Below are 15,512 nucleotides of genomic sequence, written 5' to 3' on the forward strand. Positions count from 1 at the left end.
TACGGATCCACCGACGTGCTCACCGGGGTGTCGTTCACCGCGCGGCGGGGCGAGGTGCTGGTTCTGCTCGGCCCGAACGGTGCCGGCAAGACGACCACCATCGAGATCCTCGAGGGCTTCCGGATGCGGTCCGCCGGACGGGTCGAGGTGTTGGGGACGGACCCCGCGCGTGGCGACGAGCGGTGGCGCGCCCGGCTCGGCGTGGTGCTCCAGTCCTGGCGCGACCACAGCCGGTGGCGGGTACGGGAACTCCTGACCCACCTCGGCGCCTTCTACGCGCCCTACTCGACGGACCGGATCCGTCGGCCGTGGGACGTCGACGAGCTGATCGAGGTGGTCGGGCTGGCCGAGCACGTCGACAAGCGGGTCGGTCAGCTCTCCGGCGGGCAGCGTCGCCGGGTGGACGTGGCGATCGGCATCGTCGGCCGGCCGGAGGTTCTCTTCCTCGACGAGCCGACCGCCGGCTTCGATCCGGCCGCCCGGCGCGAGTTCCACGACCTGGTGCACCGGCTCACCGACATCGACGACACCACGATCCTGCTCACCACCCACGACCTGGACGAGGCGGAGAAGCTGGCCGACCGGATCCTCATCCTGGCCGGTGGCCGGATCATCGCCAGCGGTTCCGCCGACGAGCTGTCCCGCCGGATCTCCGTCGATGCCGAGGTGCGGTGGAGCCGGGGCGGGGCCCGATTCGTCCACTCCACCAGCGACGCGACCGCGTTCGTCCGGGAGCTGTTCGCGCAGCACGGCGAGGAGATCGCCGACCTTGAGGTGCGTCGGGCCAGCCTGGAGGACACCTACATGGCTCTGGTTCACGAGTACGAGTCCGGGCGCGCCGGCCGCGCCGCCCGCGCCTTCGAGGAGGTGGCCGGATGACTCCGACGGTCAATCCGCTGTTCGTGGCGGCCCGGGCGGGTCTGTCCCGAGGCCGGATCGAGCTGCGGCAGGGCTTCACCAACGCCGAGACCCTGTGGGGCTATTTCTTCCCCTCGGTCATCCTGCTGGTGGTGATGTTCTTCCTCCGGGACTCGCGGGTCCCGGGCACCGACTTTTCGCTGGGCGCGCAGACCCTGCCCAGCACGCTCGGCATGACGGTGGCGTTCGGCGGGCTGGTCAGCATGGCGTCGATCCTCGTCATCGAACGCGAGGACGGCACGCTGCTGCGGGCCAAGGCCACTCCGAACGGGATGCTCGGCTACCTCATCAGCAAGATCACCCTGGTCTCCGGGATGACGCTGGTCAGCGTCGCCCTGCTCCTCGTCCCGGGTTTCTTCCTCTTCGACGGGCTGACGCTCAGTCCGGGCGCCTGGGTGACCCTGGCCTGGGTACTGCTGATCGGGATGGTGGCGACCATGCCGATCGGGGCGGTCCTCGGATCGCTGCTGTCGAACCCCCGCAACATCGGACTGGTCATGCTGCCGGTCATGGGGCTCGTCGCCACCTCCGGCATCTTCTACCCGATCACCGCCCTGCCCGGCTGGTTGCAGGGGCTGGCGCAGGTCTTCCCGATCTACTGGCTCGGCCTCGGCATGCGGTCGGCGCTGCTGCCCGACGCGATGTCCGCCGTCGAGATCGGCGAGTCGTGGCGGCACCTGGAGACGCTGCTGGTGCTCGGTGGGTGGGCGGTCGCCGGGCTGGTCCTGGCGCCGGTGGTGCTGCGTCGGATGGCTCGTCGCGAGTCCGGGTCGAGCGTCGCCGCCCGCCGCGAGAAGGCCATGCAGCGGATCACGTGAGGACGGGACATGAGGGAGAGCGAGTCGTCAGCGGAGTGCCGGCATGAGTGAGGTCGTCTACAACCGCATCGCCATGCTGCGGGCGGAACGGGGCATCTCCCGCCGGCAGTTGGCCGAGGCGTTGGGCGTCCACTATCAGACGATCGGCTACCTCGAACGCGGTGAGTTCAGCCCCAGCCTGCACCTGGCGTTGCGGATCGCCCGACATTTCGAGGTGCCGGTGGAGGTGATCTTCTCCAACGAACCGTTCCCCCGACTCGGCGACACCACCGCCGCGCCCGCCGCCCGGCCCGCCTGACCGGTGCGCGGTCAGGGTTTGCTGGCGCGGTACCAGGACGCGGCGCCCGGGTGCAGCGGCAGCGGTGAGGTGGCGATCGCCGCGCGGGGGCTCATCCGCCCGGCCGCCGGGTGCGCGGCCGCCAACTCGGACCGCCGCTCCATCAGCAGCCGGGTCACCTCGCGGACCACCGTCTCGGGCAGGTCGGCCCGGACCACCAGATAGTTGGGATTGGCGACGGTGGTGACCGGGTCGATGCCGTACACCGAGCGGGGGATGTCCCGGGGCACGTAGACCTCCGGGTTGCCCTGGCGCAGCGGGGCGGTCCACTCGCCGAGGTCGACGATGCGGGTGGGGGTGTCCCGGGCGAACTGGGCGACGGCGCGCACCGGGAGCCCGCCGGAGAAGAAGAACGCGTCGATCTGCCCCGCCTGCAACGCGGCCACCGAATCGTCCAGGCCGAGCCGTTCCCGCTGCACCTGCGCGCCGTCCAGCCCCGCCACGGTGAGCAGCCGGCGGACCGTGATCTCGGTCCCCGACCCCGCCGCACCGACCGAGACCCGGCGCCCGCGCAGATCGGTCAACGTGTGCACCGGGCTGTCGGCGGAGGTGACCAGGTGCAGCAGGTCGTCGTAGACCCGGGCGACCGCCACCACCGGCGGGTCCGGCCCCGGATCGGCGGGCAGCACGTCGGCCTGGGTGAAGCCGAGTTCGGCCTCGCCGGCACCGAGCAGCCGTACGTTCTCCGCCGAGGCGGCGGTGACCATCACCTCGGCGTGCACGTTGGGGAGTTCCCGGTTGAGGATGGCGGCCAGCGACTCCCCGAACGCGTGGTAGACGGCGGTCGGACTGCCGGTGGCGATGCGGATGCGCACCGACTCCCTGGGGGATTCCCGGCAAGCGGCGAGGCCGGGCAGGGCCAGCAGCACGGCCAGCGCCAGCGTCGCGCGGGTACCGTGCCGCCGGGCTCGGACGGCATACCGGGTACGGCTCACGGGCAGCACTGTGCGCCGCCGGACCCCCGCGGCGCAAGCCCGAGGTGGCGGAGGATACCCCCGGCCGCGGCCCGGCGGGGCCGCCCGAGCTACCCGGGTCGGGTGACGAACCGGGACAGAAGTCCGGGCGCCGGGTCCCGATCGGCGCCCCGGACGTCCCCGGCCGGGACCCGGTCCGGCCGGCTCGTGGGCCGGTAGGTCAGGCGACGGGGCGGTGCGCCGTCTCCTCTCCGGCGTGGTGCAGGATCCGGTCCCGGTCCGGGCCGTGGGCGACGCTGACCAGGTAACAGCCGGTGCCGGGGCGCAGCATCGCCGGTACGTCGAGCAGAGCCGCGCCGCGGACCAGCACGGCGGCGAGTTCGCGGTCGGTGATCCGCACCCCGAGGATGTGCCGGCGGACGTGTCGCCCACCCGCCAGCAGCGCGGCCCGCCAGGCGGCGGCGGCCAACCCGGTGCGGCGCAGCCGGCGCGCCGTCGAGGCGCCGGGCACCGGGCCGCCGAGCAGCTCCCGCCGGCCACGGTGCCAGCCGTTCTCCACCATCGCCACGTACGCCGACCGGTGCTCGCGGGGCACGTCCAGCCGGTGCAGTTCGTAGCGGCGGCGCAGCCCGCCGACGGCCCGCTCGTGCCGGACCGGGATGTCGAGGCGGTCGAGCAGCTGCCGCGTCCGCCGGGCCGCCTCCTCCCGGTTGAACTCGATCGTCGCCGGTCGGGCCGGCAGCCGGACCAACCGCTGACGGGGCGCCGCCGGGGGCGGCATGCACCGGAGCAGGCAGGCCGTCTCGAACGCGTCGGCCAGGGTCGTCCAGTCCAGTAACGGCAGGGTCGACGGCGGACGGTGCCGGTCGAGCAGGATCGGTTCGGCAACCACCGGAGGGCCTCCTTGTGGCGTCGGGTTTCCTTACGGTGACCCGTGACGCCGGTGGGTGGTACCGATCCGGCCCAGCCTTGAGGAAATCTTGCGCCTGGTTACAGCTCCGAAACCACCAGGTCGACCTGGCGTGCGCGCCCGGGAGGCGTGGGCTGCTCGCACACCGTGTACTTCAGGTCCCGCAGGGCGGTCACCAGAGCGTCGGCGGTGCGCGGCCGGGCACCGGCGAGCAACAGGTCACGGACCAGCCGCCCCTTGGTGGCCTTGTTGAAGTGGCTGACCACCGAACGCACCGGCACGCCGTCGACCTCCCGCTCGTGCAGCACCCGTACGGTCACGGTGCGGGCGGCCAGCTCACCACGGGGTGCCCAGGCGGCGGCGTACGCGCCGGAGCGCAGGTCCAGCACCGGGCCGGCGCCGGCCGCCGCGGTCAGCGCGGGCCCCAGCACCCGTCGCCACATCGCCGGCAGCGCACCGGTGCCGGGCAGCCGGGCCCCGATCGGGCAGCGGTACGGCGGGATCCGGTCGGTCAGCCGTACCGCCCCCCACAGGCCCGAGCTGACCAGCACCTGCCGCCCGGCCGCCCGCTGCGCCGCCGACGGGAGCGTGGCCAGGTCGAGGGCCTCGTAGAGCACCCCGGTGTAGATCCGGCCGGCCGGTGCGGTGGCGGCCCGCTCCAGCCGCGCGTTGCGCCGCAGCTCGCCGTGCTGGCCCGGGCCCAGCCCGAGCGCGGCCAGCGCCGCCTCCTGCGGCCCGGCACTGAGCGCCACCAGCGCGGCCAGCACCTCCTCCCGGACGGGGTTGAGTTCCGGCAGCGACAGCCGGGCCAGGTCCAGCCGGCGGCCCGTCCCGGCGTCGGCCTTGCCCTCCGAGGGCGGCAGCAGGATGAGCATGTGACTCCTCGACGACCCCGGTACGCACCACGCGCCGGGTCCGGCCAGCGTACGGCCCCGCCCTACCGCCACGGCCGCAGCGGCGTCTGCGGGTGGTACACGCGATACGCGCCGACCTCGGCCAGCAGCGCCACGTCGGCCTGGTCGCCGAGCAGCTCCCGCAGCCGTCGCTCGGCCGGCGTGCCGGTGGCCAGCACGTACCCGGGCCGCTCGGCGCGGGCCAGCCGCCACCAGTACGCCGGGTAGCGGTTCTGCCCGCGGTGCAGGTCGCCGTCGAGCACCGCGCAGACCACATCCTCGGCGGTGTTGAAGATCAGCCGGTTGCACGTCCAGTAGTCGCCGTACACCTCGTGCAGCCCGGCGGCGCGGACCGTGGCGGCCAGGTCCCGGGCATTTCGTTCCTCGGTACGGCCCGGCGCCAAGCCGACGGTGGCGAACAGCACGGTGACCACCAGCGAGGTCGCCGCCAGGGCGGCCAGCACGGCGGTGGCCAACGCGCCCGCCAGCCGGCCCGCCGCGCCGACCGTCCCGCGCCAGCCGGCCACCGCCGCCACCCACAGCGGCCAGAGCACCGCCGGCAGCGACAGTTGCAGCACCGACAGGTAGCGGGCGTTGCTCAGCGGTTCCGTCGCGGCGAGCGGGCTGCGCACGTACGCCAGCAGGGTCAGCGCCGCACCGGCGAGCAGCGCGAGGTGCACCACCGGCCCGACCCGGTCGGGCCGCCCGGTGCCCCGGCGGTACGCGACCACGGCGAGCACCGCCGCGACGGCCAGCAGCACCGGGTAGAGCAGACCGAACCACTGCTGCCAGCGGGCGCAGCCGTCGACCGGGCAGAGCCCGGTGGCCAGCGGCACCCCCTCGAGCAGACCGCCGCCCAGCCGCTGGGACCAGGACGGTGCCGACCCGGTCCCGTTGCTGATCGTGCGCAGCACCGACAGGGAGTCCTGGCCGGGCGGGGCCACCAGGTTGTCCCGGATCATCGGGGCGACGCCGACGACGAACCCGGCGACCAGCAGCAGCCCGGCCCAGCCGAGCAGCTCCCGGCGGACCGTCCAGAGCAGCGCCAGCCCGGCCACCGCCAGGTACGGCACGATCAGCCAGTCCGACCAGAGGGCCAGCCCGGCGAGTAGCCCGAAGCCGCCGACGGCCAGCCAGCGGCGCCGTACCGTCCGCCGGGCCAGCCCCACCACGATCAGGAGCATCGCCAGCACCGCGACCTTGACCTCCGGACGGCCACCGACCGCCGTCACCTGGTCCCGGATCACCCGTTCGGCGCCCAGCGCCAGCAGCCCGACGATCGCGGTGGCGAACCACGGCGAGCCGATCCGCCGGGTCAGCCGGTGGATCAGCCAGAGGAACAGCGCGTAGAGCGCGAGCAGCGGCAACCGCAGCACCGGCCAGCTCGGCCCGGCCACCGCGATCAGGGGCGCGGCCAGGTAGGACTCCAGCATGCCCATGTACCGCTGGCCGTAGAGGAACACCGGATGTTCCCGGCCCTGCGCGATGTGCAGCGCGGCCAGCCCGAAGGTGGCCTCGTCGCTGTTGGAAACCGGCACGGTCTGCAACGTGAGGACCAGCCGGTAACCGACCGCGGCCGCACCGAGGACCAGCGCGACGAGCGCCGGCCGGTCGAGCCGTGGACGCCACCGTCCGCGCCGCTGCCCTGGTTGTGGCACGACCCATCGCCCCCGTCGTCGTCCCGACCGGAGTGTTTCACGGCTCGGCGCCCGCCCGGGCGCCGTTGCCCTTGATCGGCTGCCTTCCGGTGACATGACACGCCGGGGCGGGAGTCACCGAGACGCAGACGATCATGGTGCCGTGGGGTTGGGGTGCGGGCCTGGCTCCGCGTGGCCGAGGTCGCCGGCGTGTGGCAGGGTTGCAGCGTGCCACCCACTCCCGCCGGCCAGCTGGCCGTACCAAATCTGCACCGGGCCGCGCGGATCGAGGACGCCGTGCACGCCCTGGTCGAGCGTCGGCTGCGGCGGACGGGCTGGCGGATCAACATCATCGCCTACACCGGCTACGGCGCTCCCGGTTGGGTACGGGTGATGTGCCGGGTGCTGCTGGGGCGGCCCGACACGCGGCAGCGGGGCCGGCTGGAGAAGGTCCGGGGTTGGCGCAGCTTCACCACCCTGCCGGCCAAGCACGTCACGGTGACCATCGAGACCGGCGGGGTGATCCACGAGACGCAAGCGGACCGCAGCGGTTTCGTCGATACCGTGGTCGAGGCGGAGTTGTCGCCGGGGTGGGGCTCGGTCCGGCTCAGCACGCCGGACGCCGAGCCGGTCGAGGCACCGGTGCGCATTCTGGACCCGGAGGTCCGTTTCGGTGTCATCTCCGACGTCGACGACACGGTCATGGTGACCGCGCTGCCCCGCCCGCTGCTCGCCGGCTGGAACACGTTCGTCCTGGACGAGCACGCCCGAATGGCGGTGCCCGGCATGGCGGTGCTCTACGAGCGGTTGGTCACCGCCCACCCCGGCGCCCCGGTGTTCTACCTGTCCACCGGCGCGTGGAACGTCGCTCCGACGCTGACCCGCTTCCTGTCCCGGCATTTGTACCCGGCCGGGCCGCTGCTGTTGACCAGTTGGGGGCCGACCCACGACCGCTGGTTCCGCAGCGGCCGGGAGCACAAGCGGGCCACCTTGGCCCGGCTGGCCCGGGAGTTCCCCGACGTACGCTGGCTGCTCGTGGGCGACGACGGCCAGCACGACCAGGAGATCTACCGGGAGTTCGCCGCCGCCCATCCGGACAACGTGGCTGGCGTGGCCATCCGCCGCCTGTCGCCCACCCAGGCCGTGCTCGCCGGCAGCCTGCCCGTCCCGCACGGCCGCCCGACGGAGGGGCCGGTGGGGCAGAAGTGGCTCTCCGCGCCCGACGGCGCCGGCCTCTGGACCCTGCTGCGCGGCACCGGCCTGGTCTGAGCGGTCGGGCATCGCCCGCCCGCGTCGGTGTCAGCCGCCCGGTGTCGGCTCGACCTCACCGGTGCAGCCGGCCAGGGTACGACGCTGTTCGAGCAGGTCGATGACGGCCTGGCGGTTGGCGATCCGCGCCTCCGACTGGGCGTCCGGGTTCTGCCGCTGCCCGGCGATGAAGGCGAGGTTGTTGCGGACCGCGCCGTCGAGACCGTCGCAGTTCTCCGCGGCGCCACCGTTGAGCGCCGCGTTCGGGTCCGCGTCCGGCACCTCGACCTCACCGGTGCACCCGGCCACCGCACGCCGCTGTTCGAGCTGGTCGATGACGGCCTGCCGGTTGGCGATCCGAGCCTCCGAGAGCGCGTCCGGGAACACCAACTGGTCGGCGATGAAGGCGAGGTTGTTACCCACCGCCGCATCCAGGCCATCGCAGTTCTCGCCCGCCTGGCTGGTCCCGGTCGCCACCGCGAAGGCCACCCCCAGGGTCAGCCCGATCGCCGCGATCCCCGCGATCTTCCGCTGCCGCGGCGAAGTCCCGTCCCGACCGCTCCGGGCCGTACGCCTACTGCTCGCCATCATTTCCTCCGCCTCGTCGTCCAACTTCCCCCGGAGGTACGGACGCGCAGGCTCGGACGGTTCACCGCTCGCTGTGACATCACGCTCCGAACATCGCTCGGCGGCGTTAATAGGGGGCCCTTCCTCTACCTGAGGCGTTAAAAAGGGGCCCTTCCTTTCAGGCGGGGCGGAGCCAGAGGGCGCCGAGTGGGGGGACGCGGAGGGCCGCCGAGGCGGGCAGGCCGTGCCACGGGACGTCCTCGGCGTGCACGGTGCCGAGGTTGCCGACGCCGGAGCCGCCGTAGTGGTGGGCGTCGGTGTTGAGCACCTCCGCCCAGGCACCGGCGGCCGGTAGGCCGATCCGGTAGCCCTCCAGCGGCAGCGCGGAGAAGTTGGCCACGCAGACCAGGGTCGCCCCGTCGGGCGCGATCCGGACGAACGAGACGGTGTTGTTGGCGACGTCGTCGCCGGCGATCCAGCGGAACCCGGTCGGGGAGGTGTCCTGCGCCCACAGCGCGGGCGTGGACCGGTAGACCCGGTTGAGGTCGCCGACGAGGCGTTGCACGCCGGCCCGGGCCGGGTCGTGCAGCAGGTACCAGTCGAGGCCGCGCTCCTCGCTCCACTCCCGGTCGTCGGCCAGCTCGCAGCCCATGAACAGCAGCTGCTTGCCCGGGTGCGCCCACATGTACGCCAGCAGCACGCGTACGTTGGCCAGCCGCTGCCACATGTCGCCGGGCATCTTGCCCACCAGGGAGCCCTTGCCGTGCACCACCTCGTCGTGGCTGATCGGCAGCACGTAGTTCTCGCTCCAGGCGTACGCCAGCGAGAAGGTGAGCTGATGGTGGTGGTGCTGCCGGTAGATCGGGTCCTTCGAGGTGTAGAGCAGGGTGTCGTGCATCCAGCCCATGTTCCACTTGAACCCGAAGCCCAGCCCGCCGTCGCCGGTCGACCGGGTCACCCCGGGCCAGGCCGTCGATTCCTCGGCGATCATCAGCACCCCGGCGTGCTGCTTGTAGACCGTCGCGTTGACCTCCTGCATGAACGCGATGGCCTCCAGGTTCTCCCGGCCACCGTGCACGTTCGGCGTCCACTGCCCGTCGGCGCGGGAGTAGTCCAGATAGAGCATCGAGGCGACCGCGTCCACCCGCAGCCCGTCGACGTGGAACTGGTCCAGCCAGTAGAGCGCGTTGGCGACCAGGAAGTTGCGCACCTCCCGGCGGCCGAAGTCGAAGACGTACGTGCCCCAGTCGGGGTGCTCGCCCCGGCGCGGGTCGGGGTGCTCGTACAGCGGGGTGCCGTCGAAGCGCGCTAGGGCCCACTCGTCCTTCGGGAAATGCGCCGGCACCCAGTCCAGGATCACGCCGATGCCGGCGGCGTGCAGCCGGTCCACCAGGTAGCGGAAGTCGTCCGGATCACCGAACCGGGCCGTCGGGGCGTAGTAGCCGGTCACCTGGTAGCCCCAGGAGCCACCGAACGGATGCTCCATCACCGGCAGGAACTCCACGTGGGTGAAGCCCAGCTCGACCACGTACGCGACCAGTTGCTCGGCCAGCTCGCGGTAGCCGAGGCCGGGCCGCCACGAGCCGAGGTGCACCTCGTACACGCTGATCGGCTCCTGGTGCGGCTGTCGCTTGGCCCGCCGGGCCAGCCAGTCCGCGTCCGTCCACTGGTACGTCGACTGGTGCACCACCGAGCCGGTGGCCGGCGGCACCTCCGCGTACGCCGCGAGGGGGTCCGCCTTGTCCCGCCAGTACCCGTCGGCGCCGAGGATGCGGTACTTGTACCGGGCGCCGACCGACGCGCCGGGGACGAAGATCTCCCACACCCCGGTCGAGCCCAGCGAGCGCATCGGCCAGCCGTCGTCGGGCGCCCACCCGGTGAAGTCGCCGACCACCCGCACGCCCCGGGCGTTCGGCGCCCAGACCGCGAACGCCACCCCGCCGTCGAGGACCCGGGCGCCGAGCGCCTCCCACAGCCGCTCGTGCCGGCCCTCGCCGATCAGGTGCAGGTCCAGCTCGCCGAGGGTGGGCGGGAAGCGGTACGGGTCGTCGTGTGCCTGCCCGCCCAGTTCGACCCGGTAGTCGAGCACCTCGCCGGGGACGGTCGCCTCGAACACGCCCACGTCGTGCACCCGGGTCATCGGGTACCGCTCGTCACCGGCCAGCACGCTCACCTCGGCCGCGCCCCGGCGCATGGTGCGGATCACCGTACGGCCGTCGGCCGGATGCGCCCCGAGCACGGCGTGCGGGTCGTGGGTCTCCCCGGAGATCAGCTGGTCCATCGGGCGTCGTCCTTCGTCGCGGAGGCGGTGCCGCCCCGGGGACCGGCGGCCGTGGAGGTGGGGAAGGTGAGCACGTGCGCGGGTTGCAGGTACGGGTCGAGCCGGACCGCGTTGCGCTGCCCCCAGTCGTAGCTGGCGCCGGTCAGCTCGTCATGCACGGTGAACCGGTCGTGCCAGTCGAGGCCCAGCGCCGGCATGTCCAGCGTGGTGTTGCCCCACTGCACCGTGTGCGAGTCGAACGAGCAGACCACCAGCACCGTGTTGCCGGTCTCCGGGTCGCGCTTGGACCAGCACAGCAGCGCCGGGTTGTCGATGTCGTGGAAGACCAGGTTGCGCAGCCGGTGCAGGGCCGGGTTGTCGCGGCGGACCCGGTTGAGCGTGGCGATGAACGGTGCCAGGGAGCGCCCCTGGGCCAGCGCGCCGGCCCAGTCCCGGGGCCGTAGCTCGTACTTCTCGTTGTCCAGGTACTCCTCGGCTCCCGGGCGGGCGACGTGCTCGAACAGCTCGTAGCCGGCGTACATGCCCCAGGAGGGGGAGAGCAGCGCGGCCAGCACCGCCCGGATCTTGAACATCGGCGGGCCGCCGTGCTGCAACGAGGAGTGCAGGATGTCCGGCGTGTTGGGCCAGAAGTTCGGCCGCATGTGGTCGGCCGCCGCCACCAGCTCCGCGCAGTACTCGCGCATCTCGGCGGGCGAGGTCCGCCAGGTGAAGTACGTGTACGACTGGGTGAAGCCGACCTTGGCCAGCCCGTGCATCATCGCCGGTCGGGTGAACGCCTCGGCGAGGAAGAGCACGTCCGGGTCGACCCGCTTGACCTCCCCGATCAGCCAGTGCCAGAAGTCGACCGGCTTGGTGTGCGGGTTGTCCACCCGGAAGATCTTCACGCCCTCGGCGACCCAGTGCAGCACCACCCGCAGCACCTCGGCGCGGATACCCTCGGGGTCGTTGTCGAAGTTCAGCGGGTAGATGTCCTGGTACTTCTTCGGCGGGTTCTCCGCGTACGCGATGCTGCCGTCGGCCCGGGTGGTGAACCACTCCGGGTGCTCGGTCACCCAGGGGTGGTCCGGCGCGCACTGCAACGCCAGGTCCATCGCCATCTCCAGGCCGTGCTCGGCGGCGGCGGCGACGAAGTCCCGGAAGTCGGCCGCCGTACCCAGGTCGGGGTGGATAGCGTCGTGGCCGCCCTCGGCGGCGCCGATCGCCCACGGCGAGCCCACGTCGTCCGGCCCGGCGACCAGGCTGTTGTTGGGGCCCTTGCGGTTGACCCGGCCGATCGGGTGGATCGGCGGCAGGTAGAGCACGTCGAAACCCATCGCGGCGACCCCGGGCAGCCGTTCGGTGGCGGTGCCGAAGGTGCCCGAGCGGGCCGGCTCGTCGCCGGTGGCCGGGATCGCGCCCTCGGAGCGGGGAAAGAACTCGTACCAGGCGGAGAAGAGGGCCCGCTCGCGGTCCACCCAGATGCGGTACTCCTCGCCGGTGGTGACCAGCTCCCGTACCGGATGCGTCCAGAGCAGGTCGGCCAGCTCCAGCCCCGGGCTCACCCGCTCCGGCAGCGGCCGGGCGGCGTCGCGCAGCGCGTCGACGGCGCGCCCCACCCGGGCCCGCTCGGCCGCCGGGACCAGCTCGGCGGCGGCGCGCAGCACGCGTACCCCCTCCGCCAGGTCGTTGGCCAGTTCCGCCGCGTCCTGGCCGGCGGCGATCTTCTTGGTCACCGCGTTGTGCCAGGTCAGGTACGGGTCGTGGAACGCCTCCACGGTGAACAGCCACTCGCCGACCGCGTCCGGTGCGATGGTGGCGTGCCAGCGATCCCGGCCGGGCTCACCAGGGTGCATCCGGGTGAACGGGCGGGCCCGGCCGTCAGGGCCGAGCCAGACCACGTTGCAACCGAGCGCGTCGTGCCCCTCGCGGTAGGCGAGCGCCGACACCGGCACCAGCTCGCCGACGACCGCCTTGGCCGGGTAGCGACCGCAGGAGACGACGGGGGAGACGTCTTCGATCGGGAACCGTCCGCTCACCGGTTCAACCTACTGCCCGAGATCGCTTCGCGCTCGGGTCAGCTGGCGCTGATGACCAACCGGTACCGCTCAGACCGCGGCGGGTGCCCTTTACCGCAGGACCGAGCGGTACAGCTCCAGGGTCTGGCGGGCGATGGCGTCCCAGGAGAAGTGTTCCACCGAGCGGCGGCGGCCGGCCCGGCCGAGGGCCGCCGCGCGTTCCGGGGCGGCCAGCAGCTCGGAGATCCGCGCCGCCAGGTCGGACACGAAGCGTTCCGGGTCCCGTGGCGTGCCCGAGCCGTCGGCGGCCTGCTCGATCGGCACCAGCAGCCCGGTCTCGCCGTCCGCGACCACCTCGGGGATGCCGCCGGTGGCGGTGGCCACCACGGCGGTCTCGCAGGCCATCGCCTCCAGGTTGACGATGCCCATCGGCTCGTACACCGACGGGCAGACGAAGATCGTGGCGTGCGTGAGCACCTGGATCACCTCGGCCTTGGGCAGCATCTCGGCCACCCAGATCACCCCGGAGCGCCGGGCCCGCAGCTCGGCGACCAGGCCCTCCACCTCGGCGGCGATCTCCGGGGTGTCCGGCGCGCCGGCCAGCAGCACCAGTTGGGCGTCCGCCGGCAGGTCACGGGCGGCGCGCAGCAGGTACGGCAGGCCCTTCTGGCGGGTGATCCGGCCGACGTAGACCACGCTGGGCAGGGCCGGGTCGATGCCGAGCCGGGCCAGCACACTGGTGCCGGGGTCCGGGGCGTACTGCGCGGTGTCGATGCCGTTGTAGACCACCCGGACCCGGTCCGGATCCACCGCCGGGTACGCGGCCAGCACGTCGCGGCGCATCCCCTCGCTGACCGCGATCACCGCGTCGGCCGCCTCGAAGGCCGTCCGCTCGCACCACGAGGAGAGCGCGTAGCCGCCGCCGAGCTGTTCGGCCTTCCACGGTCGCAGCGGCTCCAGGCTGTGCGCGGTCACCACGTGTGGCACCCCGTGCAGCAGCTTCGCGGTGTGCCCGGCCAGGTTGGCGTACCAGGTGTGGCTGTGCACCACGTCCGCGCCGGCGCAACCGGCGGCCATCTCCAGGTCCACCGCCATCGTCCGCAGTGCGGGGTTCGCGCCGGCCAGGGCCGTCGGCTCGGGGTACGCGCGGACACCCGGCTCGGTGCGCGGCCCGCCGAAGCAGTGCACCCGCACGGCGGCGATGCGGCGCAGTTCCCGGGCCAGGTACTCGACGTGGACCCCGGCGCCGCCGTAGACCTCCGGTGGGTACTCCCGGGTGAGCAGGTCGACGCGCAGCTGTGCGGAGTCCGTCATGGTCGGCACCCTAGTGCAGAAGTGTGCCCGTACGAGTGGTGAAGCGGCACCGGGATGGATAGCGTCTGCTCATGGCTGCCAAGGTGCTCGCGATCGTCCTGGCCGGCGGAGAGGGCAAGCGCCTGATGCCGTTGACCACGGACCGGGCCAAGCCGGCCGTCCCGTTCGGCGGGATGTACCGCATGGTCGACTTCGTCCTCTCCAACCTGGCCAACGCCGGCTTTCTGAAGATCGTCGTGTTGACCCAGTACAAATCCCACTCCCTCGACCGGCACATCACCAAGACCTGGCGGATGTCGACCCTGCTCGGCAACTACGTCACCCCGGTGCCCGCGCAGCAGCGCCGCGGCCCGTGGTGGTTCGCCGGCTCGGCCGACGCGATCTACCAGAGCTTCAACCTGATCTACGACGAGCAGCCCGACTACGTGATCGTCTTCGGTGCCGACCACATCTACCGGATGGACCCCCGGCAGATGGTTGACGACCACATCGCCTCCGGCGCCGCGGTCACCGTGGCGGGCATCCGGCAGCCGCTGTCCACGGCGGACCAGTTCGGCGTGATCGAGGTCGGCGAGGACGGCCGGCGGATCCGGGCCTTCCGGGAGAAGCCCACCGACGCGGTCGGTCTGCCCGACGCGCCCGACGAGATCTACGCCTCGATGGGCAACTACGTGTTCACCACCAAGGCGCTGGTCGACGTGGTCGAGCGGGACGCGGAGGAGAAGACCAGCAAGCACGACATGGGCGGCAGCATCATCCCGGCGCTGGTGGAACGCGGCGAGGCGAACGTCTACGACTTCCGCGACAACGAGGTGCCCGGCAGCACCGACCGGGACCGTGGCTACTGGCGGGACGTGGGGACCCTCGACTCGTTCTACGACGCGCACATGGATCTGATCAACGTCCACCCGGTGTTCAACCTCTACAACTTCGACTGGCCGATCTACACCGAGCAGCCGCCGTACCCGCCGGCGAAGTTCGTGCACCAGTGGGGCGAGCGGGTCGGCCGGGCAGTCGCCTCGATGGTCTCGCCCGGTGCGGTGATCTCCGGGTCGCTGGTGGAGAACTCGATCGTCTCGCCGAAGGTGAAGGTCCACTCCTGGGCACATGTGGACGGCTCGGTGCTCATGGAAGGCGTCGAGATCGGCCGGCACGCGGTGGTGCGCCGGGCCATCCTGGACAAGAACGTCCAGGTGCCCGAGGGCGCCGAGATCGGCGTGGACCTGGAGCGGGACCGGCAGCGCTACACGGTCTCCGACAACGGCATCGTGGTCATCGGCAAGGGACAGAAGGTGGAACCTTGAGCAGTCATCCCCGCGCGGGCCAGCCCGCCGAGCCCGCCGACCTGGTCGACGTACCGCGGCTAGTGACCGCCTACTACGCCGAGCACCCGGACCCGGCCGACCCGGCCCAGCAGGTCTCCTTCGGCACCTCCGGGCACCGGGGGTCGAGCCTGCGCAACGCCTTCAACTCCGACCACATCCTGGCGGTCACCCAGGCGCTCTGCGACTACCGCCGGGAGCAGGGTGTCGACGGCCCGCTCTTCCTCGGCCGGGACACCCACGCGCTGTCCACCCCGGCGGCGGTGGACGCCCTGGAGGTGCTCGCCGCCAACGAGGTGACCGTACTGCTGGACAGCCGGGACGGATACACCCCCACCCCGGCGGTCTCGCACGCCATC

Annotated in this window: 13 protein-coding genes and 1 pseudogene; 6 read left to right on the top strand and 8 right to left on the bottom strand. The window is 72.5% G+C overall.

The genetic code is table 11. The features are described from left to right. From AB0M52_RS16860 to AB0M52_RS16870, 3 genes are all read left to right on the top strand, one after another. Window positions 1-879: ABC transporter ATP-binding protein (locus AB0M52_RS16860; RefSeq protein WP_363954150.1), on the top strand; the 879-nt coding region annotated here is incomplete at its 5' end. Continuing rightward, on the top strand, window positions 876-1,736 hold the full coding sequence (locus tag AB0M52_RS16865) for an ABC transporter permease (RefSeq protein WP_363954152.1): 861 nt from the start codon (window positions 876-878) through the stop codon (window positions 1,734-1,736). The genes AB0M52_RS16860 and AB0M52_RS16865, both read left to right, overlap by 4 nt. A 43-nt stretch (window positions 1,737-1,779) precedes the next feature. Beyond that, window positions 1,780-2,034 (top strand): helix-turn-helix transcriptional regulator, encoded by a 255-nt coding sequence (locus AB0M52_RS16870; protein WP_363954154.1) that lies wholly within the window; start codon window positions 1,780-1,782, stop codon window positions 2,032-2,034. 11 nt (window positions 2,035-2,045) lie between these two features. On the opposite strand, the gene AB0M52_RS16875 is transcribed toward AB0M52_RS16870, so the two are convergent. From AB0M52_RS16875 to AB0M52_RS16890, 4 genes are all read right to left on the bottom strand, one after another. Then, window positions 2,046-3,008, bottom strand: coding sequence for a TAXI family TRAP transporter solute-binding subunit (locus AB0M52_RS16875; RefSeq protein WP_363954156.1), 963 nt, complete (start codon window positions 3,006-3,008; stop codon window positions 2,046-2,048). 199 nt (window positions 3,009-3,207) lie between these two features. Next, a complete protein-coding gene (locus AB0M52_RS16880; RefSeq protein WP_363954158.1) occupies window positions 3,208-3,879 on the bottom strand; it encodes a hypothetical protein in 672 nt (223 codons plus the stop codon). Window positions 3,880-3,977: 98 nt separating this feature from the next. Beyond that, window positions 3,978-4,772 carry a peroxide stress protein YaaA gene (gene yaaA / locus AB0M52_RS16885; protein WP_363954160.1) on the bottom strand — a complete coding sequence of 265 codons (795 nt, stop codon included), beginning with the start codon at window positions 4,770-4,772 and terminating at the stop codon, window positions 3,978-3,980. 62 nt (window positions 4,773-4,834) lie between these two features. Further along, complete coding sequence (locus tag AB0M52_RS16890; RefSeq protein ID WP_363954162.1) at window positions 4,835-6,448, bottom strand: hypothetical protein; 1,614 nt, start codon at window positions 6,446-6,448, stop codon at window positions 4,835-4,837. A 207-nt stretch (window positions 6,449-6,655) separates the two neighbouring features. Here AB0M52_RS16890 and AB0M52_RS16895 point away from each other — a divergent pair, with 207 nt between their 5' ends. Beyond that, on the top strand, window positions 6,656-7,696 hold the full coding sequence (locus AB0M52_RS16895; protein WP_363954164.1) for a phosphatase domain-containing protein: 1,041 nt from the start codon (window positions 6,656-6,658) through the stop codon (window positions 7,694-7,696). A 30-nt stretch (window positions 7,697-7,726) separates the two neighbouring features. Here AB0M52_RS16895 and AB0M52_RS16900 read toward each other — a convergent pair whose 3' ends face one another. From AB0M52_RS16900 to glgA, 4 genes are all read right to left on the bottom strand, one after another. Further along, window positions 7,727-8,263: a hypothetical protein gene (locus AB0M52_RS16900; protein ID WP_363954166.1), complete on the bottom strand. Its 537-nt coding sequence runs from the start codon at window positions 8,261-8,263 to the stop codon at window positions 7,727-7,729. Window positions 8,264-8,420: 157 nt separating this feature from the next. Next, window positions 8,421-10,523 carry a 1,4-alpha-glucan branching protein GlgB gene (gene glgB / locus AB0M52_RS16905; RefSeq protein ID WP_363954169.1) on the bottom strand — a complete coding sequence of 701 codons (2,103 nt, stop codon included), beginning with the start codon at window positions 10,521-10,523 and terminating at the stop codon, window positions 8,421-8,423. Then, entirely contained in the window at window positions 10,511-12,538 is a 2,028-nt protein-coding gene (locus AB0M52_RS16910) for a maltotransferase domain-containing protein (protein WP_363954171.1), read from the bottom strand. Before AB0M52_RS16910 ends, glgB begins: the two co-directional genes overlap by 13 nt. A 90-nt stretch (window positions 12,539-12,628) precedes the next feature. Continuing rightward, window positions 12,629-13,831, bottom strand: a complete 1,203-nt coding sequence (gene glgA, locus AB0M52_RS16915) for a glycogen synthase (RefSeq protein ID WP_363954173.1) — start codon at window positions 13,829-13,831, stop codon at window positions 12,629-12,631. Between the two features lie 71 nt (window positions 13,832-13,902). Here glgA and glgC point away from each other — a divergent pair, with 71 nt between their 5' ends. Continuing rightward, the gene (gene glgC, locus AB0M52_RS16920; protein ID WP_363954175.1) at window positions 13,903-15,135 is read left to right on the top strand and encodes a glucose-1-phosphate adenylyltransferase; all 1,233 of its coding nucleotides are present in this window, start codon (window positions 13,903-13,905) and stop codon (window positions 15,133-15,135) included. Beyond that, window positions 15,132-15,512: pseudogene (locus AB0M52_RS16925) on the top strand (phosphoglucomutase, alpha-D-glucose phosphate-specific); the annotation flags it as partial. The gene glgC and the pseudogene AB0M52_RS16925, both read left to right, overlap by 4 nt.

This window comes from Micromonospora sp. NPDC051296 (assembly GCF_040682255.1).
GTDB lineage: Bacteria > Actinomycetota > Actinomycetes > Mycobacteriales > Micromonosporaceae > Micromonospora > Micromonospora craterilacus.

Coding starts and splice junctions, on each gene's coding strand:
- AB0M52_RS16870 (WP_363954154.1), top strand. CDS start 1,780: ATGAGTGAGGTCGTCTACAACCGCATCGCCATGCTGCGGGCGGAACGG.
- glgA (WP_363954173.1), bottom strand. CDS start 13,831: ATGACGGACTCCGCACAGCTGCGCGTCGACCTGCTCACCCGGGAGTAC.
- AB0M52_RS16900 (WP_363954166.1), bottom strand. CDS start 8,263: ATGGCGAGCAGTAGGCGTACGGCCCGGAGCGGTCGGGACGGGACTTCG.
- AB0M52_RS16865 (WP_363954152.1), top strand. CDS start 876: ATGACTCCGACGGTCAATCCGCTGTTCGTGGCGGCCCGGGCGGGTCTG.
- glgB (WP_363954169.1), bottom strand. CDS start 10,523: ATGGACCAGCTGATCTCCGGGGAGACCCACGACCCGCACGCCGTGCTC.
- yaaA (WP_363954160.1), bottom strand. CDS start 4,772: ATGCTCATCCTGCTGCCGCCCTCGGAGGGCAAGGCCGACGCCGGGACG.
- glgC (WP_363954175.1), top strand. CDS start 13,903: ATGGCTGCCAAGGTGCTCGCGATCGTCCTGGCCGGCGGAGAGGGCAAG.